General features: G+C 55.9%; 19 protein-coding genes. 11 read left to right on the plus strand and 8 right to left on the minus strand.

Annotation, left to right across the window (positions count from 1 at the left end; all coding sequences use genetic code 11):
• Positions 1-16 precede the first annotated feature (16 nt).
• The 4 genes from ACH3PB_RS05720 to ACH3PB_RS05735 form a co-directional block, all read right to left on the minus strand.
• Entirely contained in the window at positions 17-391 is a 375-nt protein-coding gene (locus ACH3PB_RS05720) for a hypothetical protein (RefSeq protein WP_416398482.1), read from the minus strand.
• Positions 392-925: 534 nt separating this feature from the next.
• Entirely contained in the window at positions 926-1,096 is a 171-nt protein-coding gene (locus tag ACH3PB_RS05725) for a hypothetical protein (RefSeq protein WP_416398483.1), read from the minus strand.
• Between the two features lie 75 nt (positions 1,097-1,171).
• Entirely contained in the window at positions 1,172-1,648 is a 477-nt protein-coding gene (locus ACH3PB_RS05730; RefSeq protein ID WP_416398485.1) for a hypothetical protein, read from the minus strand.
• 386 nt (positions 1,649-2,034) lie between these two features.
• Positions 2,035-2,748, minus strand: a complete 714-nt coding sequence (locus ACH3PB_RS05735; protein WP_416398486.1) for a hypothetical protein — start codon at positions 2,746-2,748, stop codon at positions 2,035-2,037.
• Positions 2,749-2,916: 168 nt separating this feature from the next.
• On the opposite strand from ACH3PB_RS05735, the gene sbcB reads away from it, so the two are divergent.
• On the plus strand, positions 2,917-4,422 hold the full coding sequence (sbcB, locus tag ACH3PB_RS05740; RefSeq protein ID WP_416398487.1) for an exodeoxyribonuclease I: 1,506 nt from the start codon (positions 2,917-2,919) through the stop codon (positions 4,420-4,422).
• 22 nt (positions 4,423-4,444) lie between these two features.
• Here sbcB and ACH3PB_RS05745 read toward each other — a convergent pair whose 3' ends face one another.
• Entirely contained in the window at positions 4,445-7,549 is a 3,105-nt protein-coding gene (locus ACH3PB_RS05745) for an insulinase family protein (protein WP_416398489.1), read from the minus strand.
• 222 nt (positions 7,550-7,771) lie between these two features.
• Between ACH3PB_RS05745 and ACH3PB_RS05750 the strand changes: the two genes are divergently transcribed.
• Positions 7,772-9,754, plus strand: a complete 1,983-nt coding sequence (locus ACH3PB_RS05750) for an SDR family oxidoreductase (protein ID WP_416398490.1) — start codon at positions 7,772-7,774, stop codon at positions 9,752-9,754.
• 161 nt (positions 9,755-9,915) lie between these two features.
• Positions 9,916-10,518, plus strand: coding sequence for a peroxiredoxin (locus tag ACH3PB_RS05755; RefSeq protein ID WP_416398492.1), 603 nt, complete (start codon positions 9,916-9,918; stop codon positions 10,516-10,518).
• Positions 10,519-10,631: 113 nt separating this feature from the next.
• Here ACH3PB_RS05755 and rnt read toward each other — a convergent pair whose 3' ends face one another.
• Positions 10,632-11,276, minus strand: coding sequence for a ribonuclease T (gene rnt, locus ACH3PB_RS05760; protein ID WP_416398493.1), 645 nt, complete (start codon positions 11,274-11,276; stop codon positions 10,632-10,634).
• Entirely contained in the window at positions 11,273-12,370 is a 1,098-nt protein-coding gene (pyrC, locus tag ACH3PB_RS05765) for a dihydroorotase (protein WP_416398494.1), read from the minus strand. Before pyrC ends, rnt begins: the two co-directional genes overlap by 4 nt.
• 33 nt (positions 12,371-12,403) lie before the next feature.
• Between pyrC and ACH3PB_RS05770 the strand changes: the two genes are divergently transcribed.
• A complete protein-coding gene (locus ACH3PB_RS05770; protein ID WP_416398495.1) occupies positions 12,404-13,462 on the plus strand; it encodes a flagellar protein MotY in 1,059 nt (352 codons plus the stop codon).
• A 66-nt stretch (positions 13,463-13,528) separates the two neighbouring features.
• A complete protein-coding gene (locus tag ACH3PB_RS05775; RefSeq protein ID WP_416398496.1) occupies positions 13,529-14,785 on the plus strand; it encodes an argininosuccinate synthase in 1,257 nt (418 codons plus the stop codon).
• A gap of 89 nt (positions 14,786-14,874) precedes the next feature.
• Here the strand turns inward: ACH3PB_RS05775 and ACH3PB_RS05780 are convergent, their stop codons facing one another.
• Positions 14,875-18,144 (minus strand): hypothetical protein, encoded by a 3,270-nt coding sequence (locus tag ACH3PB_RS05780; protein WP_416398497.1) that lies wholly within the window; start codon positions 18,142-18,144, stop codon positions 14,875-14,877.
• Between the two features lie 291 nt (positions 18,145-18,435).
• Here ACH3PB_RS05780 and ACH3PB_RS05785 point away from each other — a divergent pair, with 291 nt between their 5' ends.
• From ACH3PB_RS05785 to hisC, 6 genes are all read left to right on the plus strand, one after another.
• Complete coding sequence (locus ACH3PB_RS05785) at positions 18,436-19,956, plus strand: fumarate hydratase (protein WP_416398498.1); 1,521 nt, start codon at positions 18,436-18,438, stop codon at positions 19,954-19,956.
• A 2-nt stretch (positions 19,957-19,958) separates the two neighbouring features.
• Entirely contained in the window at positions 19,959-20,849 is an 891-nt protein-coding gene (purU, locus tag ACH3PB_RS05790; RefSeq protein WP_416398500.1) for a formyltetrahydrofolate deformylase, read from the plus strand.
• Positions 20,850-20,994: 145 nt separating this feature from the next.
• The gene (gene gyrA, locus ACH3PB_RS05795) at positions 20,995-23,700 is read left to right on the plus strand and encodes a DNA gyrase subunit A (protein ID WP_416398501.1); all 2,706 of its coding nucleotides are present in this window, start codon (positions 20,995-20,997) and stop codon (positions 23,698-23,700) included.
• Complete coding sequence (serC, locus tag ACH3PB_RS05800) at positions 23,693-24,775, plus strand: 3-phosphoserine/phosphohydroxythreonine transaminase (protein ID WP_416398502.1); 1,083 nt, start codon at positions 23,693-23,695, stop codon at positions 24,773-24,775. The genes gyrA and serC overlap by 8 nt, the downstream gene beginning before the upstream one ends.
• The gene (pheA, locus tag ACH3PB_RS05805) at positions 24,775-25,734 is read left to right on the plus strand and encodes a chorismate mutase (protein ID WP_416398503.1); all 960 of its coding nucleotides are present in this window, start codon (positions 24,775-24,777) and stop codon (positions 25,732-25,734) included. The genes serC and pheA overlap by 1 nt, the downstream gene beginning before the upstream one ends.
• Before the next feature lie 16 nt (positions 25,735-25,750).
• On the plus strand, positions 25,751-26,851 hold the full coding sequence (gene hisC, locus ACH3PB_RS05810; protein ID WP_416398504.1) for a histidinol-phosphate transaminase: 1,101 nt from the start codon (positions 25,751-25,753) through the stop codon (positions 26,849-26,851).

The raw sequence follows: 26,851 nt of genomic DNA on the forward strand, positions 1-26,851 counted from the left end.
GGATTTCGAGTGGGGATTACTGTTTTGGGGGATGATCGATTGGATAATGAGCAGCAACTGCTGTCAAAGGGAGGTTTCCAGAAATGACAGCTGAGGAGGGAGTGAGAGCGGGCAAGATAGATGCAGTGACTGCAGGGCAACCACCACAGGCGGACAGACAGTTTTGCATGTTCATGTCGCCATCAGCGAGTGAACAGTCGTCGTCCATCGCCATACCAGAGGCAGAGGTCATGTCATTCATTTTGCTGTTAGCACTGACATCTACGATCTGCTCCTGGAGCTGAACGTCTTCCAGAGGCATGACCTGGCTTGCCTGCACGCTGAATCCTGTGAGGATCAGTGCAGCAAACACGAGCGCTTGCATGATGGAAGTTGCCAGTCGTTTCAACATAAACCTTCTGTCTGGTTTGCTTGAGTTGATTCGGTCAAGAATTCAGTACCGATCTCATGGCCCTAGCCTACCTGTGTCATGCAGATGCAAGCAAGCGGCAGTTGGCCAAAACTATTTAACTTTTTGCAACCTTGTGTCGCGGCCCTTGGTTCCTGGTAACTTCGATGAAGATCAGGCGATCCTGTAATTTTATAATCTTTTAGGGACCGATCTTGCGGCGCCTCGATACTACCCCCCCATCTCCTGATCGGCGCTCTCTTTGATATCAGACTTTAACCGTGAAGAGCTCGGTTGGCCTTCTGAAAATTTCTCAACTGCATTTTCAAGAAGTGTGAACCGCATGATCGCGGCCTAGTGATCATTGAGCCCCGACCTTTATCCACGGCGAATACGGGCCAGGGCTTCAGGAAGAATTTCGACACTCGCGAACGCAATAACAATGCCCGCCGCAGCATTCAGTGCGCGACTGAGGCGTCGCTTCGGCGTGTGGAAAAATTCAGCGAGCAGTCCGCCCAATGCTGCCGGATCCAGCGATCAGGGATCAGTTAATGCTGGTGAACCCATCGCCTGGGGACAGGTGCCGTCCATCATCATGCCGCCCATCATGCTGCCATGCATGAACCACATCGCGATGAAACCAAGTACGCAGAGAAATCCAATAATTGCAAAAATGAGCACGGTTATCTTTATGGCCGGGTTGTTCATATTCAAATCTCCTTGAGGGCCCAATGGGCGGAAAATATGTTCATTGATAAGGCTCGCAACAGATCAAAGGCTTTGCTATTCCGAAGGGGCATAGCTTCGCATTGACGGCATTCCGAAGTACATCAGCCGGCTTGCGTAGAGGCTGAGCACCGGAACCACCACCCATTGGGCCAGCGGAAGTATACCAGTGCCCAAAAGAGGGAGGGTTGGCATCTGATCGTTGTATTGCCACCGTCCTAATATATCGGTTGCCATGTACTCGAACAGGATCGTGATGAGCAGCCCTGCCAGCAGGTAGAAAAATAGCGGTTTTGAGGGTGGCGCACTGACCCAATGGATGGAGCGTACACTCAACGCTGCTGCGAGATAGGCAGTTACCGCAATATTGGCATCACCAAAGGTCGCCTTGGTACAGACCCAGATTGCAGCCGCGTGATCAGCCGAGGCCATGCCCTTGTAAAATGGCGCCTGCCACATTTCCCAGGCCAGGTGCAGGAAGAGACTCGTTATCCAGATCAACGCGAGAGGTGATATCCAGAGTGGGCGATTCATCAGGGCTCCTAGGTCGTCCTATTCAAAGTGCGTCGTTCCTTGTGGCCCCATCGGCAATGTGGTCGTCAAGAAGGGTGTGGATGGCAGCACAAGACTATATGGTTTTAAATGATAGCCAGATCATATTCAAGTGGAGCCGTATCATGAGCAAGACCGGTGGAGATTCCTGTGGCTGCGATGCAATGCCTGCAGTAGATACGAATGCGCAAGATCAATTCCGGCGCGTTAGGAAAATGGGTCAACACTTATGCCGTGCCAGATACGGACTAGTCATCGGAAGAGCGAATAATTCGTCTGGCTCGTGACGGTTCTGAGCAAAGCGGCTACAGCCTGAGGCCAAACTTACCTCGAACTATTCCAGATCGGCTGGCTTACACTCTGTGCCACTAAGCGTTGATGCTGACCGCAAAGCGCTGGCGCAGTGCCTGCTCACCGGCTAACTCTGTATGGAGGCCAGTATCACTGGTGCTTGCCTGAGGTACTGGCTGAGCATTGGCGTCCTGACTCTGCAGTCGACGCAGCTGATCCAGTCGAGTCGTGATATCCGGCAGTGAGTTGTGCGAACTTTGCTCGCTCAACAGGCTGCTGAACACCGGGTTCTCCGAGCCATACGCACTTTGCAGGCGCAGGTTGTTGCGCAGGTATTCGAAGGTGGGGGTGTGGGTACTCAATTTCACGAAGACCTGCTTCAGCTCTGACGACTGATTGAATTCGTCGGCGATTCGGGTTTTGAGTGCATCTGGCAGCGGGCCAACCAATGCGAACTTGCCATCCTCATGGCGCTCGAGTGCCATCGGCGTGTTGCCGGGGATACCATGCTCCGACAATTTTTGCCGCAGCAGATTCTGAATCGCAAAAGTCTCCGGCGCGATATCGGCGCCGGCTTGCTGCAGCGTAACCCGCAAATAGCGGCCTGGCACGGCGCTACGGCTGCTGTCGTCACTCCGCTGCAGCCCATCGATAGCCGCTGAACCGACTGACGGCTTTCCGGCGTTGCCCGTGGCTGAAGCGCTGTTGGCAGCTGCTGAAGCGCCAGCAGGGCTTTTCTTGTCCTGATAAGCGCGGTAGCCTTCGCCTAGTAATGTCTGTATCAGTCCCATACATGCTGTCTCTAATCTGCTTGCTCTGTCAGGTCTGTCGATGCGTTTTGCATCGTGGCAAAAGCCTGCCAGTTTTAGCTCATATCGAGCTCCTGAACTGAAGGTAAGCAGATTGCATGCCACTATTATTTCATCGCGTCTCGCGCGTTATCAAGACAAGGCCTCATCTTGACCCAACAGCACACCTTCCTATGGCACGACTACGAAACCTTCGGCGCCGATCCGACCCGGGACAGGCCGTGTCAATTTGCTGCGCTGCGAACTGACGCGCAGCTCGAACCTATCGGCGAGCCGGTAACCTGGTTCGCTCAGCCGGCGGACGATTATCTGCCGGCACCGGAAGCCTGCCTGATCACTGGTATTACCCCGCAGCGGGCACTCGCCGAGGGTGAGCCAGAAGCATTATTCATGCAGCGGGTACTGCAGCTCATGTCGGAGCCTGGCACTTGCGTCGTTGGCTACAACAGTCTGTCTTTCGACGATGAAGTAACCCGCTTTTCAGCCTGGCGCAATCTTTTCGACCCCTACGCGCGCGAATGGCAGAACGGCAACAGCCGTTTTGATCTGATCAACGTTGTCAGAATGGCCAAGGCGTTGCGCCCAGAGGGTATCAACTGGCCGGAGAACGAGCAGGGGCGTTCAAGTTTCCGCCTCGAGCACCTCACTGCCGCCAATGGCATCGAACACAGTGCTGCCCACGACGCCATGGCTGATGTGAATGCCACTCTGGCCTTGGCCCGTCTGCTCAGGTCAGCGCAGCCGAAGCTGTTCGACTGGGCACTCAAACTGCGTGACAAGCGTTTCGTTCAGGCCCAGCTCACGCCGTGCTTCACCACCGCCTTTCTGCACTTTGGCGCAGAGTATGGTGCTGAGCGAAACTGTACGGCCCTGCTGGTACCGCTCGCGATTCATCCACAGCAGAAAGGCTGCATTGTCTGCTTCGATCTGAATGCCGAGCCGGACACCTTGCTTGCAGAAAGCAGCGATCGTCTGCTGGAGTTGATGTACCTGCCGGAAGCCCAGCTTGGTGCGAATGGAAAGCGGCCGGGCCTGGTTCAGCTAAAGTGCAACCGGGTCCCCATGCTGGCCCCAGTCGCCATTCTTAAGACCCTACCGGTCGCGCGAGTGGCGGAACTGCTCCCTCAGCTCGATGCGATGCGTCGGCGAATGAAGGTTTTGCAGGCCAACAGGGCTCTGGTGGAGCAAAAGGTTGCCGAAATCTACCGGAAAGAACGGGGACAGGCGCTGTGTTCGGAGGCAGAGAGCAGTCTCTATAACGGTGGATTTCTCAGCTCGGATGATCGCCAGAAACTCGACGGGTTCCGTGATGGGCTGTTCGCGCTAGCCAGCGGTGGGGAGCCCGTTACAGCAGCAAGCACCGACCTGAATCGCCTGAAATTTTCCGACGAGCGCCTGGCTGATCTCTGCCTGCGCTTCAAGGCGCGTAATTTTTCTGAAATGCTGACTGAGGCGGAACATGCGCGCTGGTCGAACTACAGGCTGCAGCGGCTGCAACACGGTGCCGATAACCGCACGCTGACGCTTGAGACCTATTTCCAAGCTCTTGAAGCGCTCGCGGTCCAGCATAAGATGGATGCCGGCAAAATCGAGATACTGGAAGAGTTGAAAATATACGGCGAGGCGCTGGTCGACGAGATAGAGCCGGAGTACTGAGTCTCCGGCTCTTTTGATGGCCTTACTCGACCGGTACGAACAGCCCGTTCTGTTTCACGAAAAGCTCTTTCGAAGGCAGCTGTTTCATATCTGCAGGCGGCCAGGGCAGTGCGGCCGTATCTGAATCGATTGCGGCAGCCTCTGTGGCGCTGGCTGCTTCTGGCTCAGCGTAGAACAACAGACCCTCCGGTGCCTCAATAAACTGCTTCTGATAGTAGGCCAACACCTCGCTCTTGCTGAGCGCACTGACCGCTTTGGCAATCTGCTTGGTCGTATCGAAATTTTCGTTGCCGATATCGATCTCGGTCCAGTAGCGGTCCGAGCGCTGCTCGAGCGTCTTGTCTTTCTCCAGCAAGCGGGTGATCAGGGCTGCCTTGTGCTGTTCGAAATCAGCGTCAGTCATGGACTCGACACTGGTTGCGAACTCATTCAGGAAGTCAGTGGTTTCAGCATGAATTTCTGCCGGGCGGTTGCTGGGGGACTGCACGATGAAGGCGAGCCCCGGCACTTCCAGCAAGGTGAAGGGTGTAGCGAAGACCACGTAACCCATCTGCTTTTGCGTCCGCACTCTATTGTAGTAGGGTGTACTCATCATTTGAGCCAGCAGACCGAACTGTGCACGATGCTGATAGCTGCGCGACGGCCCTTGCACGTAATAGAGGTAAGCCCAGTCCGGATGCTGGGTCTGCTCACGGGCGTGGTACCTTGCATCGGTGATATCCACGATCCTGCTCTTCTCAACCGTCACCGGCTCCGCCTGTTTCAGCAGTATGTCCTGCACGACTTCCGAGGCAGCCATGGCCTGCTCCCGGGTTACGTTGCCATGGGCCAGAATCGTTGCGTGCAGCTTGCGCAGGAACTTGTCGGCAAAGGGGCGCATGTCATCTGCAGAAACAGACTCCAGTGCAGCAGCCTGCTCCTTCTCATCCCAGGCCGGAACGAGCAGGGTGCGTCGTGAACGCGTGGCGATGCGCTCGAATGGCTTGCTCTGTTCGGCATTGCGCAGGCTTCGAAGGATTTCCTTCTTGATCTGCTTGAACCGGACCGGGTCGATCTTCAGGCCGGCCAGTGTATTCAGTACCTTTTCCACCAGCACATACTGCTTATCGCTATAGCCGTCGATGCGAAGCGTCAGGCCGCGCACATGCTTGTAGAGCTTGAAGTCCAGGCCGGCGACATAGGCTTCATAGGTGTACTCATTGAGCTTGTCTTCGGTCAGGCTCACCAGCATCTCGGTCATGACCAGGTCCCGCACAGACGCATTCGCCAACGGTGACTGGAGCGAGACGTAAAGACTGGCTTTTGGCGAGCCAAAGCTTGTGTCCTTGGCATACCAGGTATCCATGCCCGGGCGCTGGATCAGCCGCTCTGGCTTTTCGGAATCGGCCTCTGCAAGCAGGTCCAGGCGATCCGGGATGAAGCTATTATGGTCGGGCAGTGCCAGCAACTCGCTGATCGCGCTGCGCTCATCGGACTGCGCGACCTTGCCGCCTTCGCTGCCGTACTGGGAAAGGTCAGCCTTACTGAGGCGCTGCAGGGAGTAGGGTACCTGATACCACTGTTCTACCTTGTCGAGCCCCTTCTGGTCCGGCGCTGTCAGCAAGGCGAGCATGTTCTCCGGCACGATTTGGTCGGCATACGACTGGATGAGTTCAGCATCGAATTTATCCAGGGTGTAAGGCGCAGAAAGGACGATGGCGGGATCAAAGTCGTGTAAGCGACCGGCGAGCGAACTGACGATATGAATCGGTGCCGATTTCTCCTGGAACTTGAACGCCAGTTCCATCATTCGCTGCTGTTCTTCGAAGCGCCAGGCTTCGATGCCTTTCTCACGGATGAGATCGACGTAGTCGAAAACACCTGCAATCACGGCATCATGCTGATCGACACCCTGTTTCGTAAGATTGACCGATATGCTCAACAGGGCGCGCTGGTCTGTGTTGATGAAGATCCCGGCGGACAGGCCTTCAGCCAGCTGACGCGCCTTGAGTGCCGATAGCAGGCTGCCTTCGCCCTCATGGCCAATGAGATATGTAAGGTAGTACAGCGGCTTGGTCTGATAGTGTGGCAGGGTCGAGGGTACGTCGAACAGCAAGGTGAGTGAACGGCGTTCGCGGAAGGGCTCGATTCTGACCAGGGCCGGAATTTCGCTTTCAGTCAGAAAGCGCTGCTCAAGCCGACCCACAACAGGGCCTTCGAGAGGCGGCGTGTCGGGCGACAGGCCAGCTTCGTTCGATGCTGTCAGGTGCTCTAGCGAAGGTTTCGCCGGCACCGGCTCGAATAGCGGTTTCACCATCGCTTCCAGTTCATCGAGTGGCTCAGATCCCAGCACTACGAGACGCATCTGATCTGCACGATAATGTTCGGCATAGAATTTCAACAGTTCATCCCGGATGCTGGATCCCTCTCTGTCTTCGAGGGTGGCGAGCGAACCAACGGCGAACTTGGACATCGGATGGGACTGATTGATTGCTTCCTTCAACACGCCAAAGAAGCGCCGGCCGTCATCCTTCAGCTTTGCGCTGTATTCCGAGTTGACCGCATTCTTCTCGCGCTCGACATATTCGGCTGTGAACAGGGGCGCGGTGAATTGCTGCGAAAAGCGATCCAGCGCCGGAGCGAGAAACTGCTTGTCGATGTCAAAGAAATAATTCGTGTGGTTAAGGCTGGTGCTGGCGTTGTGCGAGCCGCCGTGCTGGTTGATATATTTCTGATAGGCATCGGCATCAGGATATTTTTCGGTGCCGAGAAAGAGCATATGTTCAAGGAAATGCGCCAGCCCCTGGCGGTCGACAGGATCGTCCTCACTGCCCACATGCACGTCCATGGCTGCTGCGGCCTTGTCGGTCGTGGGGTCGGAAATAAGCAGGACCTGCAGGCCGTTCGGCAGGTCCAGGCTCCGATACTCTCTCGAGTCGTTCGGGCTCTTCTTGATCATGTCAGTCCGCTGCTCGTGAGGTGAATCCGAAGCCGCTCCGTCGCCTGCAGTTGTCGATCCACCAGGCAGCGCCGAACAGGCACTCAGGAGCAGCATGGTGAAGATGGTTACAGGCAATATAGTTAAACGCGGCGCAAATGTCTTGGCCTTGGCACTACGGGCACGAGCGGATTCTGCAAATATACGCATGATTGGAAGCAGCTACCTTGTTGTTTGAGAGGGTGCGATGGGCGCGCCGCCGAAATTACCGGCATGGCTGCGCCCGAGTATATCAGCGGCAAAACTAATTATGTTTTAATACATCTTAATCAAGATGAGTGGGCGCGGCATCCTCAGATCTCTGCCATACTTCCAGCTCCGCTTTTTTTGCCTGAACTGCACAGTGCTACCTCATAAGAAGGAAAAATTATCATGAATTACTTTTTGACCGGCGGTACCGGATTCATCGGCAGCTTTCTCGTGCCGAAATTGTTGGCGCGTGGCGGCACGGTTTATGTGCTGACCCGTTCCGGCTCCATGGACAAGGTCAAACAGCTTCGTGAGCGATGGAACGCGACGGACAAAAACCTCGTCGCCATCAAGGGTGACCTGACCAAGAAGAATCTCGGTGTCGCAAAGAAGGATCTTGCCAATCTCGAAGGCAAGATCGATCACGTGTTTCACCTCGCAGCGGTCTACGACATGATGGCCGATGCTGAAACCCAGGAAGCTGCTAACGTCGATGGAACACGTAACGCCGTCAATTTTGCTGAGGCTGCAAAAGCTGGCTGTTTCCATCATATCAGCTCCATCGCGGTCGCTGGCCTGTACCGCGGCATATTCCGTGAAGACATGTTCAAGGAGGCCGAGAAACTCGAGAACCCCTACATGCGCACCAAGCACGAATCAGAAAAAGTCGTGCGTGAAGAGTGTGACGTGCCGTTCCGAATCTATCGTCCCGGCATGGTGGTGGGTCACTCGAAGACAGGCGAGATCGACAAGATCGACGGCCCGTATTATCTGTTCAGAATGATTCAGAAAGTGCGCAACCTGCTGCCACAGTGGGTGCCGACCATCGGGATCGAAGGTGGTCGACTTAATATTGTGCCAGTCGATTTCGTTGTCGATGCGCTGGATTATATCGCCCACGCCAAGGGCGAGGATGGCAAGTGCTTCCACCTCACCGATCCTGATCCATACAAGGCTGGTGAGGTGCTCAACATCTTTGCCAAGGCCGGCCACGCGCCAACGATGGCGATGCGTATCGACAGCCGCATGTTCGGTTTCATTCCGCCGATCATCCGTCAGGGCCTGAAGAAGCTGCCACCGATTCAGCGCATGAAGAATGCTGTGCTCAACGATCTCGGCATCCCGTCGAGCGTCATGGAGTTCATCAACTATCCAACGAAGTTCGATAGCCGTGAAACCGAGCGGGTACTGAAGGGTAGTGGTATCGAAGTTCCCCGTCTGGAAAGCTATGCACCGGCGATCTGGGATTATTGGGAGCGTAATCTCGATCCTGACCTGTTCAAGGATCGCACGCTCAAGGGCGCCGTAAAAGGCAAGGTCTGTGTGGTTACGGGTGCGACTTCCGGCATAGGTCTGGCGACGGCCGAGCTGCTGGCCGATGCTGGCGCAATCGTCGTTATTGCTGCACGCACCAAGGAAAACCTGGATGCGACCAAGGCCCAGCTCGAGAAGCGCGGTGGTAACATTCACGCCTATCAGCTCGATGCTGCCGACATGAGCGATTGCGATCGCTTCGTTGCCGAAGTGCTCAAGGATCATGGTCATGTCGATGTGCTGGTCAACAATGCCGGTCGATCGATCCGCCGTTCGATCCAGTTCGCCTTCGACCGTTTCCATGACTTCGAACGCACCATGCAGCTGAACTATTTCGGCTCATTGCGCCTGATCATGGGCTTCATGCCGAGCATGCTCGAGCGCCGCAGTGGTCAAATCATCAATATTTCTTCGATTGGTGTACTGACCAACGCGCCACGCTTCTCGGCCTATGTGTCGTCGAAGGCGGCTCTGGATGCCTTCTCACGTTGTGCGGCATCGGAGTTCAGCGATCAGAACATCAAGTTCACTACCATCAACATGCCGCTGGTCCGTACGCCGATGATCAGTCCGACCAAGATCTACGATTCGGTGCCGACACTGTCGACTGCCGAGGCTGGTCAGCTGGTGGCCGATGCCATCATCTACAAGCCAAAGCGTATCGCGACCCGTCTTGGTATCACTGCGCAGGTCATTCATGCGGTTATGCCGAAGTTCGGTGAGATCATCATGAATACCGGTTTCAGAATGTTCCCTGATTCCGCGGCAGCTACAGGTCAGACCGATCAGAAGCCAAAAGTGTCGACAGAGCAGGTTGCCTTTGCAGCACTGATGCGCGGCATTCACTGGTAAGCCGAACGGCAAGGCCTCTGCCATGAGGTGGCACCATAAGCGTGTCGCCTCGTGGCATCCAGCTTGATTTTTCCTCCAGTCAGTCCCCGTATGATAGATGGCGCTTCAAGGCGCGTACTGAATGGAGTTCTTCAAACAACAGATTGCACAAGGAAACTACAATGAGCGTCCTCGTTGGAAAACCAGCCCCGGATTTCGATGTCCCAGCAGTACTTGGCACTGGTGAAATCGTTGAAAGTTACAAATTCTCTGAAGCGACAAAGGGCAAGTACGCCCTGCTATTTTTCTATCCGCTCGACTTCACTTTTGTTTGCCCATCCGAGCTGATCGCCCTGGACAAGCGTATGGCGCAGTTCAAGGAACGTGGCGTCGAAGTGATTTCAGTCTCGATCGATTCGCACTTTACCCACAACGCCTGGCGCAAGACGCCTGTGGACAAGGGCGGTATCGGTGAAGTGAAGTACACTATGGCGGCCGACATGAACCACGATATCTGCAAGGCCTACGACGTAGAGTCATCAGGCGGCGTCGCATTCCGTGGTGCCTTCATGATCGACAAGAATGGCATCGTGCGCTCACAGATCATCAACGACCTGCCAATAGGTCGTAATATGGAAGAGATTCTGCGTGTGTTCGATGCGATCGAATTCCATGAAGAGCATGGCGAAGTATGCCCGGCCAACTGGAAGAAGGGTGACAAGGGTATGGATGCGTCGCCAGAGGGTGTGGCGTCTTATCTGACTGAGAATGCCGAAGCGCTGTAAAAGCAGACAGCCGGAATAGTCTCCGGCGCACTCATAAAAAACCCGGCCATGCCGGGTTTTTTACTATCTGATTTTATTCAGTGGCCCGATGCACGCAGCAGGCCGCAGAGAAGCTACAGATAATCTTCCTGCCACCCACCCATAGCCTTCCAGCGATTGACGATGCCACAGAACAGTTCAGCTGTTTTTTCCGTGTCGTAGAGCGCCGAATGGGCCTCACTGCTTTCGAACGGAATGCCGCCTAGCTGACAGGCTTTTGCCAACACGGTGTGACCATAGGCAAGCCCGGCCAGCGTCACGGTGTCAAAGGTCGAAAACGGATGAAAGGGGTTGCGCTTGTTGCCCACGCGCTCGGCGGCTGCAAACAGAAAGCCATGATCGAAGGTGGCATTGTGCGCCACCATGATGGCGCGATTGCAGCCGTGACGCTTGATGGCCTTGCGAATTGGAGCGAACAGCGCCGTGAGGGCTTCCTCTTCCGAGACCGCGTTACGCAGTGGATTGTGTGGATCGATGCCGGTGAAGGCTAGCGCAGCCGGATCGAGGTTGCTGCCGGGAAACGGTTCCACATTGAATTGCAGGGTCTGTTCGGTATAGATCTGACCATCGTCATCCATGTCGATGATGGCGGCTGCAATTTCCAACAGCGCATCAGTGTCCTTGTTGAAGCCGCCGCACTCGACGTCGATGACGACGGGCAGAAAGCCTCTGAAACGCCTTGCCAGCGGGCTGCGCTCCTTGTTTCTGGTCTCACTCATTGATTGCTGTCCGCAGTATCGGTTTCGAAGGTCCATCCAAGGGTCTGGCCGGCAAGGAATGGGCGAATTTCGGCAGCACCGAGTGCCATGGCGTCAGGCACGGTCCAGGCCTGCCGCTTGAGTGTGATGAAGTCATCGTTCACGGGCAGCCCGTAGAAATCGGCGCCGAAACGGCTAGCGAAACCTTCGAGCCTGTCCAGTGCGTTCATTTCATCGAACACCGTGGCATAAAGCTGCATGGCGAGCGGCGCGGTATAGCAGCCAGCGCAGCCACAGGCTGACTCTTTCGCTTCAACCGCATGCGGCGCGGAATCGGTGCCCAGAAAAAACTTGGGATCACCCGAAGTTGCCGCTATCCGCAATGCCGTCTGATGTGAGCTACGCTTCAGTATTGGCAGGCAGAAATAGTGCGGTCGTATGCCGCCAGCCAGCATGTGGTTGCGATTGCAATGCAGGTGATGCGCCGTGATGGTCGCGGCAACCTGAGGACCAGCTGCTTTGACGAAATCGACAGCGTCGGATGTGGTGATATGTTCGAGCACCACCTTCAGCTTCGGAAAGCGCTGGCAGAGTGGCTTGAGTGTTCGTTCAATGAACACACGCTCCCGGTCGAAGATGTCGATCGCGGCGTCAGTAACTTCACCATGGATCAGCAGCGGCATGCCTATGGCCTGCATGACCTCGAGCACATCCGTGAGGCGCTCCAGTGCAGTCACGCCCGAGTCGGAGTTGGTCGTTGCGCCGGCAGGATAAAGCTTGCAAGCCACTGCCTGGCCACCTTCGAAGGCTGTACGAATGGCTTCAGGCTTGCTGGTGTCAGTGAGATATAGCGTCATGAGCGGCAGGAAGGGCTTTGATGGCCCACTTCTTGCTCCGTCAACCTTCGAGTCCGGCGCAGCTCCAGCCGCTGCCATGATTCGGGCTTTATAGGCCTCTGCCTGATCACCAGTAGTCACAGGCGGTACGAGGTTGGGCATGACGATGGCACGATGAAACTGAGCGGCGGTCGCGGCCACGGTATCAGTGAGTGCAGGGCCATCTCTTAGGTGCAGGTGCCAGTCATCTGGACGGCGTATGCGGATGAGATCTGTCATATATGAATAGAGTCGAAAAGGCAGTTTGCAGGAATGATTGATAAGGCATCATATCAGAACACATGGTTTGTCGTGGCAAGAGTTTTCCGTCATGGCCGCTTCTTGCGCATAGGCCTTGCCGCCATCGGCAGTGTGCTGGGTCTGCTCGCGTCGGGTGCATCGGCCACGACCACATATTCATCGGGCATGGAGCGCAGTCAGTGGTACCTCGCCAGCTCCATATTCGAATGCGCGCTCACGCATCCTATTCCAAGGTTCGGCCGCGCGGTTTTCTACCACGAAGCCGGTGAGGACCTGAAGTTCTATCTCGACGCCGATCGCAACCCTCTGCGCGCAGGTGAGGCGGCACTGGTCATCGAAGCGCCAACATGGCGGCCTGGTTCCGGTGTCCGCGATCTTGGTTATGTTCCGGTAAAAGACGAGCCACACCCAGTGACCTTAGGTTTGGAACTATCCAGTCAGTTGATGGATGCTTTGCTCAAGGGCATGCGGCCAACCTTCACTCGCCGCGCCAAATACAATGATGAGAGTGTTCGGGTAGAAGTGAACAGCGTGCAGTTCGCCAATTGGTACGATCAATACAATGAGTGTGCAGCGGGTCTACTGCCAAACAATTTCCGTCAGGTCGAAAAGACCGCTGTGTACTTCGAAGTCGACAAGGCCGTACTGTCTGACAAGGGCAAGGCAGCGCTGAAGCGTGCTGTCGACTACACCCTTGCCGACCCAAGCGTGACCGCGGTCTATGTAGACGGCCATGCCGATGGCTCAGGCCGACGCATCTCTAACCGACGGCTGTCGAAGGACAGGGCAGAAGCGGTAACCGCCTATCTTGAGCAGCTCGGCCTGCCGAACGAGAAGATCAATACGCGCTATCACGGCGAGCGCTACCCGGTCGTGAGCAACAACAGCAAGACGAACAAGGCCCGCAACAGGCGAACCACAGTTCGTCTCGACCGCGGCGATCGCCCAGGCAATATTGACGACTTCGAACAGGAAAATAACCGATTGGAGAGTAAGTCAGCGTCTGTCGGGCCAGCCAGTCAACCTGAACCCGGCAGACCTGCAGCGGCCGACGGTTTTCAAGATTTCTGAAAAAACTATACACTACGCGCTTCGACAGTTTCCCCAGGCCATGCATCGAGGACGTGAAGACCGCGTATGACAGAACAACGCTATGAAGAAGAAGCCACTCCACCAGTCAAGAAAGTCAACAAGGTCGTGCTGGCCTACTCTGGCGGCCTCGACACTTCAGTAATCGCCAAATGGCTGCAGACCGAGTACGACTGTGAAGTCGTGACCTTTACCGCCGACATCGGGCAGGGTGAGGAAGTGGCGCCAGCGCGCGCCAAGGCTGAAGCGCTCGGTATCAAGGAAATCTACATCGATGACCTGCAGGCTGAATTCGCCCGTGACTTCATCTATCCGATGTTCCGCGCCAATGCCATCTATGAGGGCGAGTACCTGCTTGGTACCTCGATCGCCAGACCTCTGATTGCGCGTCGGCTGGTTGAGATTGCCAACGAAACTGGCGCAGATGCCATTTCTCACGGTGCGACCGGTAAGGGTAATGACCAGATCCGCTTCGAGCTGGGTGCGTATGCACTGAAGCCTGGCGTTCAGGTCATTGCGCCTTGGCGGGAATGGGACCTGACCAGCCGTGAAAAGCTGCTCGCCTATTGTGAGGAGCACAACATTCAGGTCGAGAAGAAGAAGGGGAAGTCTCCGTACTCAATGGATGCGAACCTGCTGCACATCTCTTATGAGGGCGGCATTCTGGAAGATCCATGGGCGGAGCCTGAAGAAGATATGTGGCGCTGGACCGTGTCTCCGGAGAATGCACCGGATACGGCGGAGTCCATTACACTGACTTATAAGGGTGGTGACATCGTCGCCATCGACGGTAAGGCCTTGGAGCCTCATGAAGTCGTGGCCGAACTGAACCGCATCGGCGGCAGGCATGGCGTAGGCCGACTTGATATCGTCGAGAACCGCTACATCGGCATGAAGTCGCGTGGCTGCTACGAGACACCTGGCGGCACGATCATGATGCGCGCCCACCGTGCCATCGAATCCATCACCCTGGACAAGGAAGTAGCTCACCTGAAAGACAGCATCATGCCGAAGTATGCCGAGATGATCTACAACGGCTACTGGTGGTCACCTGAGCGCGTCGCGCTACAGAAGCTGATCGACGAGACGCAGAAGCACGTCAATGGCGAAGTTCGAGTGAAACTCTACAAGGGCAACGTGACCGTTACAGGCCGGCGCTCGGAGAGTGATAGTCTGTTCGATGACCGGATCGCGACCTTCGAAGACGATGGCGGTATCTACAACCAATATGACGCTGAAGGCTTTATCAAACTGAATGCCCTGCGACTGCGAATAGCGGCGGATAAGGGACGTAGTAACCAGTAAGGCCGAAATAAAGGCTCAGAAATAGAAAAGCCCGCAGATGCGGGCTTTTTGTTGTCTGCCGGCTGGAGGCCGGCAAACGAGGGGAGGTACTACTGCAGGTTCAGCTGTCGAGCATTTCTCGGAGCGCTCTTGAACTCATCTTCTGTGACCATGATGGTCTCATCGATGAACGGAGCCTGGCCACCGCTGTTCGCCAGCTCACCGTTCGCCGAGAACATGGCGATCGACTGACCGATACCTTGACTGAAGCCCTCTGCGCGCCGGGTTTCCTCAGCTGCAGCGTCGGCACCGAACAGAGCAGCTTCGGCTGACGAGCTGATCACAGGCAGTACGAACATGCCGTGGGATCCACGATCCAGGCGACTGATCAACACGTCAGGTGTACCTGCTGGTGCTGCTGACGCGAGAACGTTCGTGGCGCCCATGAACTCCGCAAGACTGCTGTTGCCAGACAGAAGGTCGGGGAATGGCGTGCCGAACTGCGTGGTCAACTGAGTAACTTCCGTTTCGATCGGATTTGTCTGGTCCGACAGGAATCCGAGTTGTGGGTTACCGTTGGCATCAGCTCTGCCAGTCAGCTCCACCAGAAGCACGCCAGTATCGACTGCCGAGGTCTGGAAGGAGGCATTGGCGTCATACAGCGACGTCGGTGTGGCAGTGGCGGGATCTGCAGCCTGATAATTGATGCTCGTGTTGAGGTTATCGGCAAAGGCGATTGGGTCTACTGGATCCAACGACGCCTGCAACACTCGCATAAAGATCTCGTAGTTGGCTGTGCCCTGTTCCACGCCTGCAGCAGCCAGTCCACCAACCACTCGAGGCGCAAATGAAGGCGAGTTCTCCAGCATCCGCGCCAGACCCGAAGCCGGCGTCAGCAACGATGATGACAGCACATTGGTAGAGGCCTTGCCGTCACTATTGGTTACTGCGGTGAATGCCGTTCCGGCAACGGTTCCAAGAGAGTGACCCATGAAGTATACCCGGTTGTTGTCCAGAGTCGTCGTCCCAGGGCCATCAACATCGATGGCAGATATCGATGCTCTCAGGTTGAGAAGATCTATAACGCTCTGTCGATTCTTGTCACGGCCGTTCACAAAGCCTGTGAGGTTGATGTAGAGACTGCCAGAGTCCCCAACTGCGTTGGCCGGATCGAAGTTCATAGGAATCGGGTTGCCGCTGGCATCTGCAGTGAAGCTGAAGTGTCGCTCCTTCGAAACACCATCTACCACGAATGGCGCAAGACCTGGAATCGTACTGCCTGCGTTGGCTACCGTGTTCTGAATCGACTCAAGCGCCCCGATGGCAGGGTCAAGGCTCGCATTACCGCTCGTGCCCGTGGCCAGGAAGTTATTGATCAATGCCACAGCATCTGCCGGATTGGCAAGTGAGGCGAGCGATTGCACCACGCCGACCGTCAGCTGCTTGGCGATGACAGCATCCACCGCAGCTGCATCATTTGGCAAGGCAGAGTTCTCTGCGTTGGCCGCGTCGAGCAGTCTCTGCGCCAGTGCTCTCTGCTCAGCAGTCGAGTAAGGCGATACACCATGCAGTGGTTGATCTATTGCAATGGTCGCAAAGCAGTTTTCAGCCAGAACGCCACCCGCCGACAACGCTGCGCTTCGGTCGGTTGTAATACCATGCTGATAGATGACCACAGGCAGCGGCCGTGGGCAGGCAGTCGAGTCGGCTGGATAAATGGCTACGTACGGGACATCGAGATCCGCGCGCTTTTCCAGGAACGGGAATATGTAATTGACCGCGTTTGATTTCGCAGGCTTCTCAGCAACAGGTTCTCCATTTTTATCAACAGAAGCAGGCACCTTGCCCTGTGGAAGTGCAAGACCGACGCTCGCGAACGCAGCATTGAGCTGGTCGCCGACCTTTGCATCGGCAACAAAAGTAGACGACTGAATAACACTACCATTGGAGCCTTCTTCAGGTACACCGAGGAAGTAGGGCAGCTTGATTGTGCCCTGCGACACCATCGGTGTCTTGGTCGGTGCGCCTTGGCGAGCTTCGGCCAGCACGAGTGAGACCGGCGCCGAGAGCAATTCCAGCGGAACATTCACTCGTCCGGCTTCGGTAGAGGGCGTTACAGTGCGCGGCCCGATCTTCTCGATGAATGCACCGATACTCGCCGGACTCGAAAGAACCGCACTCATACAGCCTATGGCTGTCGGACCGCTTGCACCTGCGCAGGGTGCTCCGGCGCCGAACAGCGTTGGAAGCTTCGCTGCAGTTGCGGCATCAGGGAACGTTGCTACTGCAGAATTCGCAGCAATGTTTCGGTCGAAATAGTCGATAGCGCCATCTCCGTTGAGATCACCATCGATGACACCATTGTTATCGGCGTCGCCTGTGGATTCACCCACGAGCTTGGAGCCCTGGAGACGAGCGAAGGTTGTGAGCTGATCATTGAACCATTCGGCTGGATTGGCCTGATATTCGAGGACTTTCTCATCGCCTGTTGTGGTAAAGGAGTAAGTCAGGGCAACGTTGCTCTTATCCAGCGCAGGGAGACCAACAGCTGTTCTGGTGGCGTTGGTAGCCCGCTTGAGATAAGTCTCGGCGGTGACTTCCCAGAAATCGTTGACGATGTCCCTCACACCAACGAGGGCTGAACTGGGCAGTTCGAGCGTCTCATCGGTGATGTTCTGATAGGCCGGATCTTGTATAAGTGGCTGACCCTGCGCATCCAGAATTGAATCGGTGACCACAACGAGGTAACGCGTTTTCGGCTTCAGCGGCTTCGTTGGTTGAATGCGAAGAACCGGTACGCCGCCCTGGTCGATCACGTTTGCGACATAAGAGGGCTTGGAGGCTTCAGCTGACAACGCCGAGATTGCAGGCGTGCTGGCCTGCGCAGCAGCCGCTAAAGTAAGCGCGAAAGGTATGGTCGGTGTTTCTGCCTCGAGAAGCCCCTGAATCGGGTCACCGCTCGGATAGGCAAGCTCTATGAGGAAAACGTTCTGCTGCGGGTTCGGCTGTAGGCCGGGGGTCAGGAAATTGGCGTTGACCGAAGCCGGGTCGATTGCACCATTGAGCGCTATGTCAATCGGCGCTATGAGAGACGCACCGGAAATTTTCCCCAGGGCAAGCTGCACCGGATTGGTGGAGCCAACTGGTGCATCCGAGAAGGTGCCATCGCTTGCCACCTGGTCCAGTTGTATGTCACTGGGGACCGGCACGCGGGACAAGGCCGGGTTGAACAAAGGATACGTGCGTCCTTCAGCACTATTGATGAAAGGACCACCCTTCGGACTAATTGCGCCAGCGTTATTGCTGTCGCCGTTGTCACCGCAGCCGGCGAGGAAAACTGTGGAGCCAATAGCAAGGCTTAATAAGGTACGTTTCAGCATACGGTCAACCTGTCCTTTTATTAGTGTTATTGGCACTTTGGAAAGCACCTGAGCAAAGTACTGAAATACAACGGTGCACGCGGCACGAATGTCATCTGAGCATAGGCTAATTTCTGACGTGATGCCAAACACTAGCACAAGGGAGTTTTACTTTGTGTGCAGTTGCGCGTTTTTTGTTCAGGCTTGGCGGGTCAATGCCCGGAGGGAACGGCGAGTGCCGCGTTAAATGCAGTTTAACTAAAGTGGTGGATTGGTCTAGAATACGCGGCTTGCTTTCTCCGGAGACAGTTAATGCCGACCATCATTCGCCAGGCGGATCTGATAGATAGTGTGCAGGACGCACTGCAGTTCATCTCCTACTACCATCCCAAGGATTTTATCGAAGCTGTTCACGCAGCCTATGAGCGTGAAGAGTCGAAAGCTGCGAAAGACTCGCTGGCCCAGATCCTGATTAACTCACGCATGTGTGCCGAAGGGCGACGACCGATATGTCAGGACACCGGTATCGTCACCGTCATTGTCGAAGTCGGCATGGATGTTCAGTGGGATGCAGAGCTGCCTCTCGAAGACATGATCAACGAAGGCGTTCGCCGCGCCTATATGCAGCCGGATAATATTCTCCGCGCGTCCATTCTGGCCGATCCCGATGGCGCTCGAAGAAATACCAAGGACAATACTCCAGCCGTTATTCACACCCGTCTCGTCTCCGGCAATACCGTAGACGTGAAAGTTGCTGCGAAAGGCGGCGGGTCTGAAGCAAAATCGAAATTCGCCATGCTCAATCCGTCTGATTCAATCGTGGACTGGGTGCTCGAGCAGGTGCCGAAAATGGGTGCTGGCTGGTGTCCGCCCGGCATGCTGGGTATAGGTATCGGTGGTACGGCTGAAAAGGCCATGCAACTGGCGAAAGAATCTCTCTTCGAATCGATCGACATTCAGGCGCTGCAAGCACGCGGTGCGAGCAATCGTGCTGAAGAGCTGCGCCTGGAGCTGTTCGACAAGGTCAACAAGCTCGGTATTGGCGCTCAGGGCCTCGGTGGTCTCACCACGGTGCTCGATGTGAAGGTCATGGATTATCCGACACATGCCGCCAACAAGCCGGTTGCACTCATTCCGAACTGCGCCGCCACCCGGCACGCGCATTTCACGCTGGATGGTTCAGGTCCGGCGCTGCAGACCCCGCCGAATCTTGATGACTGGCCCGCCATTGCCTGGGACGTCGGCGCTGATGTCCGCCGCGCCAACCTCGACACGGTTACGGCTGAAGATATTCGTGAATGGAAAGTCGGTGAGACGGTTCTCCTCTCCGGCAAGATGCTCACGGGTCGTGACGCCGCCCATAAGAAGATGACGGATATGCTGTCCAGGGGCGAAAAGCTGCCTGTCGACCTCAAGGGTCGTTTCATCTATTACGTCGGACCCGTCGACCCAGTACGAGACGAGGTTGTTGGGCCCGCTGGTCCAACCACAGCCACTCGAATGGACAAGTTTACCGAGCAGATGCTTTCCGAGACTGGTTTGATCGGGATGATAGGCAAGGCCGAACGTGGGCCTGTCGCCATCGAGTCGATTCGCAAGCACAAGGCTGTGTACCTGATGGCAGTCGGTGGCGCAGCCTATCTTGTGTCCAAGGCCATCAGTGCTGCCGAAGTGGTTGCCTTTCCAGAGCTGGGCATGGAAGCTATATACGAGTTTGAAATCAAGGATATGCCCGTGACTGTTGCAGTGGATTCTGAAGGTCAGTCCGCGCACATACTAGGGCCGGCCGAATGGAAGCGCCGCATCGAAGAACAAGTCATCGAGGTCCGTTGAGCATGTCGGTAACCAACACCTTTGCCAGTGCAGCGGACGACCGGGTGTTCCGCCTGGTCATTGCCTGTCCTGATCAGGTTGGTCTTGTCGCCAAAGTCAGTAACTTTCTGGCTAATTACAACGGCTGGATTACCGAGGCGAGCCACCATTCGGACCCGTCGATCGGCTGGTTCTTCATGAGAAACGAGATTAGAGCAAGCTCTTTACCATTTGATATAAAAGGATTTGTACAGGCTTTTCAGCCAATCGCCAACGAGTACGGCATGTATTGGCGCGTCGAGGACTCCGGCGTGCCGAAGCGTGTCCTGCTGATGGCCAGCAAGGAGTCTCATTGTCTCGCCGACCTGCTACACAGGTCGATGGACGGTGAGTTGCCGGCGAGCATCATTGGCGTGTGCTCGAATCATGAAGACCTGCGTCGTATGGTCGAGTGGTATGACATACCTTTCCACTACATCCCTGTTCGCAAGGAAACAAAGGACGCCGACTTCGCCAAGCTGAATGAGTTGATGGACGAACTTCAGCCCGATGTGACCGTGCTGGCGAGATACATGCAGATACTGCCGCCAGAATTGTGCAAGACCTTTGAAGGACGGGTGATCAACATACATCACAGCTTCCTGCCTTCGTTCGCGGGTGCCAAGCCTTACCATCAGGCCTATCAGCGTGGCGTGAAGCTCATTGGTGCGACCTGCCACTATGTTACCGATCTGCTGGATGAAGGGCCGATCATCGATCAGGACGTCATTCGCGTCAGTCATAGCCATACCATTGCTGACCTCGTGCGGCTTGGCCGTGACGTCGAAAAGGCTGTGCTCGCTCGCGGCCTGCGCTATCACCTCGAGGAGCGTGTAATCATTCATGAAAACAAGACTATAGTGTTCCACCATTAAGGGGGCTGATGAGCCTACGATCGATATCGGCTTTGTGCTAGTATTGGCCGGCTAAACGGCGTCGACCAGCATAGGCGGCCGGCGCGGACTGTTACGGCCCTTCTGCCTTCCATTCGTACTAACTATTTGGGATTCCATAACAACTATGGCTGAACTCGCCAGAGAAATACTTCCCGTCAATATTGAAGACGAGCTGAAGCAGTCTTACCTCGATTACGCAATGAGCGTCATCATTGGTCGGGCGCTTCCAGATGCCAAGGATGGACTCAAGCCCGTTCATCGTCGCGTACTGTTCGCGATGAGTGAACTCAAGAATAACTGGAACGCCTCATACAAGAAGTCGGCACGTGTGGTCGGTGACGTCATTGGTAAATACCACCCGCATGGCGACTCTGCGGTGTACGACACCATCGTTCGTATGGCTCAGCCGTTTTCGCTGCGTTACACGCTGGTAGACGGGCAGGGTAACTTCGGTTCGGTAGACGGTGATAACGCAGCCGCCATGCGATACACCGAGATCCGCATGGCAAAGATTGCCCATGAATTGCTGGCGGACCTGGAAAAGGAAACTGTCGACTTCGCGCCCAACTATGATGGCTCGGAACAGATTCCAGTCGTGCTGCCGTCGCGCGTGCCAAACCTGTTGGTGAATGGCAGTTCGGGTATCGCGGTTGGCATGGCCACCAATATTCCACCGCACAACCTGCGTGAAGTCATCTCCGGCTGTCTCGCCTATATCGAAAACGATCAGATCACCATCGATGAGCTGATCGAGCACATACCCGGTCCCGATTTCCCGACAGCAGCCAGTATCAATGGCCGTGGCGGCATCTATGAGGCTTACCATACCGGTCGTGGCCGCATCTATATCCGCTCCAAGCATGAGATCGAAGTCGACGAGCGGACCGACAAGGAAACCATTGTCGTCACTGAATTGCCTTACCAGGTCAACAAGGCACGTTTGGTCGAGAAGATCGCCGAGCTCGTGAAAGAGAAGAAGCTCGAAGGCATTACAGCGCTGCGTGATGAGTCGAACAAGGAAGGCATGCGGGTGATCATCGAGCTGCGACGCGGTGAGAACACCGATGTGATGCTCAATCACCTCTATGCTCAGACGCAGATGCAGGTGGTCTTCGGTATCAACATGGTTGCGCTCGTCAATAACGAGCCGAAACTGTTGAACCTGAAGGATTGTATCGAGGTTTTTGTACGGCACCGTCGCGAAGTGGTTACCCGTCGAACCATCTATGATCTGCGTAAGGCGCGTGAGCGCGGCCATATCCTCGAAGGCCAGGCAGTAGCGCTGGCAAACATCGATGAAGTCATTGCCTTGATCAAGGCTTCGCCAAGCGGCGCCGAGGCCAAGCAGAAGCTGGTCGAGCGCGGCTGGGAGCCGGGTACTGTCTCCGCGATGCTCGAGCGTGCAGGTTCAGATGCCTGTCGTCCAGAGACACTGCCAGATCACCTTGGTTTTGTGGAGGGCAAGTACTACCTCTCCGAAGTCCAGGCACAGTCGATTCTTGATCTGCGCCTGCAGAAGCTGACAGGCCTGGAAACTGGCAAGATCTTCGACGAGTACCAGGAGTTGATCAACCTGATCGGTGAGCTGCTGGAAGTGCTGCACAATCCTGAGCGCCTCATGGAGGTGATTCGTGAGGAGCTGGAGGCGGTTCGTGATGAGTACGGCGACGAGCGTCGTACCGAAATCACCGCAAGTAGCGCTGATATCAACATCGAAGACCTGATTCCCGAAGAGAATATGGTGGTCACGCTGTCGCACAGCGGCTATGCCAAGACTCAGCCGCTCGCAGCATACGAGGCTCAGCGTCGTGGCGGTCGAGGCAAGGCGGCCACGTCCATGAAGGATGAAGACTTCATCGAGAAGCTGCTGGTTGCGCATTCGCACAGCACCATTCTCTGCTTCACCAACATGGGTAAGCTGTTCTGGCTCAAGACCTATGAAATTCCGCAGGCCAGTCGTACTGCCAAAGGTCGACCTATCGTGAACCTGCTACCGCTGGGACAGGATGAGCGCGTCACCACCATGCTGCCGGTTCGCGAATACACTGCTGATCATTACGTGGTGCTGGCGACAAAGCAGGGCACTATCAAAAAGACCAGTCTCGAAAACTTCTCAAGACCCCGCTCTAACGGATTGATTGCATTGGCGTTGGATGAGGGTGATACGCTTATCGGCGCCGCCATCACGGATGGTGAGCAGGACGTCATGCTGTTCAGCAGTTCCGGAAAGGTCATCCGTTTCAAGGAGAGCGATGTGCGGCCGATGGGTCGGACTGCGCGTGGCGTGAGGGGTATCAGACTGCTGAATGATGCGGTTGTCGTCGGTCTCATCATTCCACAGGACGACCACTTCGTGCTCACCGCCAGCCAGAATGGTTACGGTAAGCGTACCCCGGTGGCGGAATTTCCGGTTTACGGTCGTGGCGGGCAGGGCGTCATCGGCATGCAGTGCTCCGAACGCAACGGTAATCTGATCGGTGCGATACAGGTTGATGAGAATGCGCAGCTGATGCTCATTACCGATCAGGGCACGCTTGTGCGCACGCCAGCCAGTGGCGTCTCTGTAGTCAGTCGTAACACCCAGGGCGTCACCCTCATTCGCCTGACGGCGGGCGAGCAACTCAAGGAAATCGAAGCGATCGCCGAGATCGAGGAAGCGCTGTCCGAGGCCATCGAGGCGGACGTCATCGATGCTGGCGATGCCGATGTCGAGGCAGCAACTGAACACGCTGCTGCAGCGTCTGAAGGATTGGATGTTGAGGATGCTTCGACCGGTGATGAAGCCGGTGACGAAGATGCGAGTGACGAAGGAGCTCAGGACGATGCGTAGTCAGACTTATAATTTCTGCAGCGGCCCTGCTACGCTGCCAACCGCAGTATTGAACAAGGCGCAGGCGGAACTGCTCGACTGGCACAAGATGGGTGTCTCCATCATGGAGATCAGTCACCGGAGTCCCGAGTTTACGGCTGTTGCCAAGAAGGCCGAACAGAGCCTGCGTCAGCTTATGTCTATTCCGGACGACTACGCGGTGCTGTTCATGCAGGGCGGAGCCACCCAGCAGTTCTCCGGCGTGCCCATGAATTTCTTCGGGCTCTGTGAAGGCAAGCAGGCTGGCTACGTCGATACAGGTATCTGGTCGCGAAAAGCACTCGAGGAGGCTGGACGTTATGTCGACGCTCGGTGTGTTGCGAGCTCGAAAGACTCGAACTATACGCGTCTACCCGCATCCTGGTCGCTCGATGACAAGCTGGCCTATGTCCATTACACGCCGAACGAGACCATCGGTGGCGTCGAATTTCCGCACATCCCCGACGTGGGTGACATCCCGCTCGTTGCTGATATGTCGTCCACCATTCTGTCTCGCCCGATTGACGTCTCGAAGTTCGCGCTGATTTATGCTGGCGCTCAGAAGAATATCGGGCCGGCTGGTCTGACGCTCGTTATTGTCAGACGCGACCTTCTGGCGTCGTCGCAACATCCGGCTCTACCGCCTACGATGAACTTCCGTCTGTTTGACGAAAATGACTCGATGCTCAATACACCACCGACCTTCGGCTGGTACCTGGCTGGTCTCATCTTCGACTGGCTGATAGAGGCAGGCGGTCTGACGGCCATGGGCGAAGTGAATAGCCGCAAGTCGGCAAGGCTCTACAGCTATCTCGACGCGAGCGACTTCTACCACAACCCGATTCATACAGAAGCGCGCTCATGGATGAACGTGCCGTTTGTATTGAAAGACGAGTCACGCAATGGCGCCTTTCTCAAGTTTGCTGAAGCGCATGGCCTGCTCAATCTCAAAGGGCATCGCTCGGTCGGTGGCATGAGGGCAAGTTTGTACAACGCTATGCCGGAAGCTGGCGTGGATGCCCTTATAGACGTTCTCACCAAGTTTGCAGAGAGCTAATGGCCGTGTCCTTGCCTGGGCTGGACAGCCTGCGTCAGCAGATCGACGCCGTCGATCTTCAACTGCTAGCGCTTATAAACCAGCGTGCCGCGCTTGCGGCCCAGGTTGCTGCAGTGAAATCAAGTACGCTCGATGAGCAGGCGCCGGGTCCGGTAAGCTTCTATCGGCCTGAGCGCGAGGCTCAGGTCCTGCGTAACATCATGAAGCAGAATTCTGGACCCTTGCCCGACGCAGATGTCGCACGGTTGTTCAGGGAAATCATGTCGGCCTGTCTGGCGCTGGAGAAACCCCTGCGAGTGGAGGCCTTGGGCTACCCTGGTAGCCTCGCTCATCTTGCGGCCTTGAAGCACTTCGGTCAGTCGATAGTACCGGGACAGCGCGCAGACGCAGCGTCACTGTTTGCCGATGTGGAATCCGGTCGCATCGATTACGCGGTGCTGCCTTTTGGCAGCCTGCTTGCCGGCCTCGATCTGTCGCTGACAGCCAGCGCTGAAGCGATCACTGAAAATTACGTCAGTCTGTTTCTTCAGTACAACGTGCAGATCTGCGGCGAGGTGAAGATTCTTACCACCAGGGCCGATGAGCCTGAACGACAGGCTGAGGTGGGGAAGACTAGAAACGCAGGAAAATCCCAGCGTTTCATAGTCATCGGTCGAGGCGCTGTGCCGGCGAGCGGCGATGATCGCAGCAGTGTCATCACAGGCATCGCAGATCGTCCTGGCGGGCTGTACCATCTGCTGGCGCCCTTTGATGCCATGGGTATCTCTATCCTCCGGCTCGAAGCCAAGCAGGGCGCCGGCCAGATACAGGAGCCTGGCGAGGCTGCTGGTGAACAATTCTTTGTTATCGATTTTCCTGGCCACTTCAGCGAAGACAGGGTCAAGCGGCTGTGTGACGCACTGAAGAAACTGACCAGCACCTTCAAATTCATAGGCAGCTATCCAAACGGCGTGCTCTGACAATACAGGAAGCAGTATGCAATTCGATCCGAACGAACTGGTCAATGAAGCCATCCAGCAGCTGCAGCCGTACGTGCCCGGTAAGCCGGAAGAAGCGCTGCGGCGTGAGTTGGGCCTCGACAAGATCATAAAGCTTGCCAGTAATGAAGCGCCCTTACGGCTGTCAGATGCGGTTTGGGAACGTGCTGCAACTGCGTTGCGAGACATCATGCGCTATCCGGACGGCAGTGGCTTCGACCTCAAGCGTAAACTTGCCGACAAGCTTGGCGTGACGCCTGACATGATTACCCTGGGCAACGGTTCCAACGATGTACTCCTGATTCTGGCCCAGGCTTTCGCCGGACCTGGTCGAGAGGTGCTGTTTTCACAGTACGCCTTCGCCGTCTATCCAATTGCGGCAGCAACCGTGGGCGCCACAGCTGTGGTTGTGCCAGCGCTGGACCATGCGCATGATCTTATCGCCATCCAGGAAGCTATTACGCCACATACTCGTCTGGTCTATCTCGCCAACCCAAATAACCCGACCGGTACCAGTTTCAGCGATGATGACTTTCTTCATTTCATGGAAATGGCGCCGCTGCACTGTGTGGTGGTACTGGATGAGGCCTATTTCGAATTTGCTGGCCACAAGTCGGGTATCGAGCTGCTGAAACAGTTCCCCAATCTAGTGGTAACCCGGACCTTTTCAAAGGCCTATGGCATGGCCGGGCTGCGACTGGGTTATTCGGTCTCCAGCCCGCAGATCGCCGAAATTCTCAACCGTGTTCGACAGCCCTTCAATATCAACAGTGTGGCGCTTGCTGCCGCACTGGCAGTGCTCGATGAGCCGAACTACGTCAAGGATGTGGTTGAGCTCAATGCAGTTGGTCTTCAACAATTGCTGGCAGGTCTGAAGGCGCTGGATCTGCCATGCCTGCCGACGCAGGCCAACTTCGTGGCCTTTCAGGCAGGCCCGCGCGCCGGAGAAATCTATGATGCACTGCTTCGCGAGGGCGTTATCGTAAGGCCGCTCGCCGGCTATGACATGCCGGAATATCTTCGCGTGAGCGTTGGCCTTGAATCTGAGAACACCCGGTTTCTCGAGGCCCTTGGCGACATCCTGAAGCGGCAGGCCTGA

It is taken from the genome of Allohahella sp. A8 (genome assembly GCF_047946665.1).
Classification (GTDB): domain Bacteria; phylum Pseudomonadota; class Gammaproteobacteria; order Pseudomonadales; family Oleiphilaceae; genus Allohahella.